Source organism: Synechococcus sp. R8-2 (assembly GCF_047461715.1).
GTDB lineage: Bacteria > Cyanobacteriota > Cyanobacteriia > Thermostichales > Thermostichaceae > Thermostichus.
Map to the genome: position 1 here is coordinate 1 of NZ_JANSHQ010000343.1, position 1193 is coordinate 1193.

Annotated in this window: 2 protein-coding genes; both read left to right on the forward strand. The window is 55.9% G+C overall.

The annotated features are described in order from the left end of the window. Positions 1–51 precede the first annotated feature (51 nt). On the forward strand, positions 52–675 hold the full coding sequence (locus tag NW819_RS08725; RefSeq protein ID WP_414329460.1) for a hypothetical protein: 624 nt from the start codon (positions 52–54) through the stop codon (positions 673–675). 115 nt (positions 676–790) lie between these two features. Continuing rightward, the gene (locus NW819_RS08730) at positions 791–985 is read left to right on the forward strand and encodes a hypothetical protein (RefSeq protein WP_041436101.1); all 195 of its coding nucleotides are present in this window, start codon (positions 791–793) and stop codon (positions 983–985) included. Positions 986–1193: the final 208 nt, after the last annotated feature.

The following is a 1193-nucleotide window of genomic DNA, read 5'->3' on the forward strand; positions in this document are numbered from 1 at the left end:
CTCCCTTCGCCGGCCTCTGCAGCAGCAACCCTTGAGGAGCCTGAGATCGCGATGAGAGCCAAGGCCATCTCTCCCCAGCCAGCCTCTGCTTTTGGAGAAGTGGTGGAGGCCGACACCACAACCTTTGTGGCCCAGTGCTTCGAGCCGGAACGCCTGACCTTCCCGCCCATGCCTGCTCTCGGCAGTTGGACGCGCTCCCAAGACGAAGAGACCGGCAACCTAATCTATGGGGTGGTTTGCTATGCCGCCATCGCCCCCATCGACACCGTCCACCGCGCCAGGGCTTTGGGCCTCTCCCCTCAGGAGCTGCGGGAGCAACAGCCCCAAATTTTTGCCATGTTGCGCACCGATTTCCGCGCGGCCATTGTCGGCTTTGTCAGCGGGGGACGAGTCTACCAGTACTTGCCGCCACGGCCTCCCCAGATTCACCAGCCGGTTTATCTCTGCTCCGATACGGAAGTGAGGGAGTTCTGCCGCTCTTTCGAGTTTTTGCGCACCCTGCTACGGGTCAACGGGATCCCAACCGATGAGCTGGTGGCTGCCGTGATTCGCCAAACTTACCGAATCCTGAACCGGGATCGCAACTGGCTTTTACAGGCAGGTCGGCAGTTGAGCTGTCTGTTGCGGGGTGATTATGAGCATCTCAGCGCAATTTTACGAAAGATTGAAGCCTAAGCGAAGAAATATTGAGAATGGCCTTGGATCCTTCTTGAGTCAGGTCGGGGGGTGATAATCTGAGGCCGTTTCCTAATGAAGTTTATTCCTTTTGTATCCTCTTTCTGCTGTAAAAATGTTTAACAAATTCAATCCTTCTGACAAACCCTCCAAAGGCAATTGGGCAGGTCGTACCTTTTCTGCAGCTGCGGGCGCTTCGGTGGCAGCCGGTGTTTGCATTGCCCACGGTCAGCCGGCTTATGTGTCGCTGTTGGTGGCCTGTTGCGCGACGGTGTTTACCCTCGTTTTGGATGAAATGGGCTGGATCTAGGCTCGGTTTCAACTTCAGCTTTGGTTTTGCTGCATAAGAAGCCGCTCTAAAGCAGAGACTAACCAATCCAATAGGGATCCCTGGCCCTCTGGGTTTGCTGCTTGCGTGAAAGGATCCCTTTGCTGGGTTGGCAACATGCAGCCTTACTTTACCCTGCTTCGCGGGCTGCCCGCACCAACAATCCTGCTGTGATCAGCCCTGCCAGAAT

Coding starts and splice junctions, on each gene's coding strand:
- NW819_RS08725 (WP_414329460.1), top strand. CDS start 52: ATGAGAGCCAAGGCCATCTCTCCCCAGCCAGCCTCTGCTTTTGGAGAA.
- NW819_RS08730 (WP_041436101.1), top strand. CDS start 791: ATGTTTAACAAATTCAATCCTTCTGACAAACCCTCCAAAGGCAATTGG.